The sequence below is a fragment of the Nocardia sp. NPDC004722 genome, assembly GCF_053601505.1.
The window spans coordinates 1-4,231 of record NZ_JBSGBY010000685.1; the positions used below are offsets into that span (position 1 = coordinate 1).

Annotated in this window: 4 protein-coding genes and 1 pseudogene; all 5 read left to right on the plus strand. The window is 68.8% G+C overall.

Going from position 1 to position 4,231, the window contains the following annotated elements; translation table 11 throughout:
• On the plus strand, positions 1–388 hold a 388-nt coding region (locus ACWELQ_RS39730), incomplete at its 5' end, for a DUF2599 domain-containing protein (protein ID WP_452402160.1).
• 111 nt (positions 389–499) lie between these two features.
• Positions 500–991 (plus strand): hypothetical protein, encoded by a 492-nt coding sequence (locus tag ACWELQ_RS39735; RefSeq protein WP_452402161.1) that lies wholly within the window; start codon positions 500–502, stop codon positions 989–991.
• A 373-nt stretch (positions 992–1,364) separates the two neighbouring features.
• Positions 1,365–2,597, plus strand: a complete 1,233-nt coding sequence (locus tag ACWELQ_RS39740; protein ID WP_452402162.1) for an aminotransferase class V-fold PLP-dependent enzyme — start codon at positions 1,365–1,367, stop codon at positions 2,595–2,597.
• Positions 2,594–3,856 (plus strand): heavy-metal-associated domain-containing protein, encoded by a 1,263-nt coding sequence (locus ACWELQ_RS39745; RefSeq protein ID WP_452402163.1) that lies wholly within the window; start codon positions 2,594–2,596, stop codon positions 3,854–3,856. The genes ACWELQ_RS39740 and ACWELQ_RS39745 overlap by 4 nt, the downstream gene beginning before the upstream one ends.
• Positions 3,853–4,231: pseudogene (locus ACWELQ_RS39750) on the plus strand (hypothetical protein); the annotation flags it as partial. The gene ACWELQ_RS39745 and the pseudogene ACWELQ_RS39750, both read left to right, overlap by 4 nt.

Here is a 4,231-nt window from a genome sequence, read left to right on the forward strand (position 1 = left end):
GCGAGCGCGATCGCACCGTCCAGATCGATGGCCGAGGAACCGGCGAACAGGCTCGTCAGCGACGGCAGACCCGTACCCGGACCAATCGCTGATCGACCACACCGAGTGGACCGACGACCTCGACGGCCGCCGCCTGCACATCTACCCGACCCAGGCCGGGCGCACCGACAAGTTCCCCGCCGCTCTCGGCCGCGCTTGGCAAGAGGTGCTCACCGCCGCCCCCGACGCCGACACCCCCGGCATGTACGACCAATTCCGCTGCCACTGGGAATGGGCGCGCGTGGTCGCCCCCGACAAACCGAGCTGGAACATCGAACCCTGGCGTCCCGCCGTCGGCTACGACGCCACCGTCGCCGCCATGTGCAACCCGGGCGGCCCCGAACGCTGATCGTTCCCGCCGCTGGCCGGAACGCGACACCGTGCCGACTGATTCCAATCTTGTTGCACATCCCTGCTTTTCGGCGTGTTGCGCTCGACGGTCTCCGATACCGTCTGCGGTGTGGCGATGGAGTGGGTTGCGGTGGTCGGGACGCTCAGTGGTGCGGCGGTCGGCGCGGGAACCACCTTGCTGGTGGATGCGATCCGGGCTCGTCGCGAACGCTCGCAGCGATTCCAGGACGCACAGCGTGGCGTGTATGCGAAGTATCTCGAAGCGCTGATCAAGACCGACAGTGCCGTGCAGGCGCTGGCCATGAGTCAGTTGACTCCCGTGGCGTCCGCGGACGCCACCGCCGCGTTTCGCGCTCATCAGTTGGTCGCGGCGCGGTTCGAGCTCGAACTCGTCGCCCCGCGGGAAGTCAGCGAAGCGGCGGAAGCGGCGTACGACGCGTTGAACGCGATGCGCCTGATTCTCACCACGACCGCGGTGACCGTCGGCAATCCGGGTGTCGGATCGCCGGAATGGGTGGCTGTCCACGAGCCGTTTCGCACGACGTTGGACAACCTGCGGTCGGCGATGCGCACCGGGCTGAATCCCGATCGGTTCCGCTGACCCGGGTGAGGCGGGTGCGGCCGCGCCTGCCGTTCGCTCACCGGTAACGAAGGCGTACCGACGAAAGCGGTTGCCCGCGAGAACCTTCGAGGGTCGCGGTATTTGTGCGTATCGTTGGTGAGGTCCAGCGCGAACTCTTCGGAGGGAGGCACCGGTGCGCGCCTCCGCACCAGCGTCATCGGCCGCTGCACCGGCGTCCACCGACGCCCCACCCGCGACGGTCGATACGGTGTCAGGGTCGAGTAGCCCCATCTCAGCGTCGAGCGGCGTCGTATCTGTGTCGGATGGCGCTGAGCCCGTGGCGGGTAGCGCTGCCTTGCCGACAGGTGCCGCCGCGCTGTCCGATGCTGCCGAGGCAACCACCCACATACCGATGTCCGCGGCCGCGCGCACGCTGTTTCCCGCATTGGACGGCGCCTCGGAGGTGTACCTGGATTCGGCGTCCACCACCCAGAAACCACTGCCGGTGATCAGCGCGGTGCACGAGTACCACAGCGCGCGCACCGCCAATGCAGGGCGCGGCACGTATCCGTGGGCGTCGAACCTGACTCGCCGCATCGAGGAGGTGCGCGCGGCGATGGCCGAATTCATCGGGGCCGCACCGGATGAAGTGGTGTTCACCGGCGGGGCGACGGCCGGGTTGAACGCGGTGGCACTGTCGTGGGCGCTGACGAATCTTGCCGACGGTGACGAAATCCTGTACAGCCCACGCGATCACGCGTCGAATGTGTATCCGTGGCTGCAGTTGCGGCAGCTGCTGACGCGGTTCGGGCGCAGCATCACCCTGGTGCCGTATCGGGTGACGGCGCTGGGTGAGGCCGATACCGACGATATCGCCGCGCGCGTCACCGCGCGGACCCGATTGATCACCGTGAGCCATCTGCATCACGTGTTCGGGGCGCTCAATACCCTCGAGGAGTTGCGCGGGCGGATCGATCCGGCGATCGCGTTGTGTTTCGATTGCAGCCAGTCCGGCGGGCATCTGCGCGTCGATGTCGAGGAGTTGGGCGCGGATTTCGCGGTGTTCTCCGCGCACAAGATGTTCGGGGCGCCCGGCACCGGGGTGCTATACTGCCGCCGGCGGCGTCACGGTGAGCTCGCCCCGTTCCTGCCCGGCGGGAATTCGGCGGTGGCACTGGATGATTCGGGGCTGGTGGCGGGGCCGATGCCGCAACTGTTGGAGGGCGGCACCCACAATATCCCCGGCATGCTCGCCCTCGGCGCGGCTCTCGAGGTGCTGCATGAGGTGGGTGTCGACGCCATCACCGCGCACAATCGGGCGTTGACGCAGCGGCTCATCGCGGGGCTGCGCCCGATCACGGGGCTGGAGTTCCTGCCCGGACCCGCCTACGCGCCGTGCGAGACCGGCTACGGGATCGTGTCGTTCACGCTGGCGGGGATCAGCGCCACCGATCTGGGTTTCGTGCTGAGCGAGCTGGGGTTTCTGGTCCGCACCGGCGCGCACTGCGTGCCCGCGGCGCACCTGCCGAACGAGACGCTCGCCGATGAGGATTCGGTGCGGGTGTCGACCCACCTCTACACCACCTTCGACGAGATCGACCGGTTCACCGAGTGTGTCGCCACGATTGCCGAGGAGGTCTCTTGACAACCACCGGTCCCGAACCCCGCTACGACCGGCGCGCCGCGTCCCGGGTGCTGGCCGTGCTGGCCCGCCCCGGGCTGGGTGCGCCGCCGGTGCTGCCGCCGCCGCGGCGCATCGAATACACGTGCGCGGCACTGCAACCGGAGCCGGGCTCGCACCTGAATCTGTCGCAGCGGCTGTATCTGGAGCGGTTCATGCGGCCCTGTCGTGCCGATCAGGTCACCAGCGCCACCCATCGCATCGCCTGGACCGACAGCGACGGCATCCCCAATACCGGTCATTTCCGCAGCGGCGGGCTGGGCCCGATCATGCCGATCGCCATGCGCGAGACGGTGCTGACGCTGTGGCACGCGTTGCAGGCCGATACCGCGCTGGCGCAGCGCATGTCGGAGCTGACCCCGCGTGAGGAGGCGGTGCTCGAGGGCACCACCACCGATCACGAGCCGTTCGAGATCTTCAAGGTCGGCATCGAGGCGGCGGGTCGCGCGCTGGCTCAGCACGCGCTGCTGGCGCGGTGGACGCCGTATCGCAGTCCGGCGGAATTCGCGGTCGGGATGAAGGATTCGGGCATCTATTCGGCGGTGGCCACCCGCTGGTTCTGGGAGTTGCAGGCCTCGAGTTACCGGCGCGGCATGATCGCGGTCACGCTGGCCACCCAACCCGATGGGACCGTGCGGTATTCGGCCGAGACGGTCGCGACCCTGCGCGCCATGAAGGATATGACCATCGAGGACGCGCACCGGGTCATGCGCCGCGCCACCCATGTCGAGGGTTTGAGCGTGCCCGAGGCGATCGCCAAGTATCACGACGACCTGGATCTGATCTCGCGGCAGTACGCGCTGCTGCCGCCGGGCACCCGCCCGGCGTGCCTGGCGGCCATGCCGCATCAGCTCGACGGCGCGCACTACAGCATCCTGCCGCTGGTCATCGACAAGTTCACCGACCTGTTCACCCGGATCGTGGAGCGGGTCACCGTCGCGGAGGTGGCGGCCGAGACCGGTTCGGAGACCGCCGAACTCGGCACCGAGGATCGGGTGTTCTACGTGCCCGACATGACGTGCAAGCATTGCGTGCGCACCATCACCGGGGTGCTGGAGTCGATGAGCATCGACGTCACCGAGGTCGATCTGGTCAGCAAACGGGTGATCGCCGATTTCCGCAGTCCCCGCAACCGCCATCGCGCCTTCGAGGCGTTGCGCGACGGCGGCTACAATCCGACCCTGGTCACGCCCGCGGCGGCGGCCAGCGAAACCGCGGTATGACGGCTGCCGCGCCGCCGGGGCTTCCGGCGAAGATGCATGCGCTGGTGCGGGCGTTCCTGGCGGCGCCGGGCGCGGTCGAAGCGGCTATGGCCGAGTTCGGATCCCCGGCGCATCTGGTGTTCCCGCAGGTGTTCGCGGAGAACCTGGAGGGGTTGCGGGCCGTGCTGGCGGCGCGGGTGCCGGGATTCCGCATCTGCTACGCGCACAAGGTGAATCAGTCGCGGGCGTTCGTGGTGACCGCGGCGGCGGCCGGGGTGGGGATCGACGTGGCCTCGACCGCGGAACTCGACAGTGCGCTGGGCGCGGGCCGGGCTCCGCAGCCGGGGGCGTTGCGTCGGGCGAATGTGCCGGTGTGGGACCGCCGGAGGCGGGCGT

Coding starts and splice junctions, on each gene's coding strand:
- ACWELQ_RS39740 (WP_452402162.1), top strand. CDS start 1,365: ATGTCCGCGGCCGCGCGCACGCTGTTTCCCGCATTGGACGGCGCCTCG.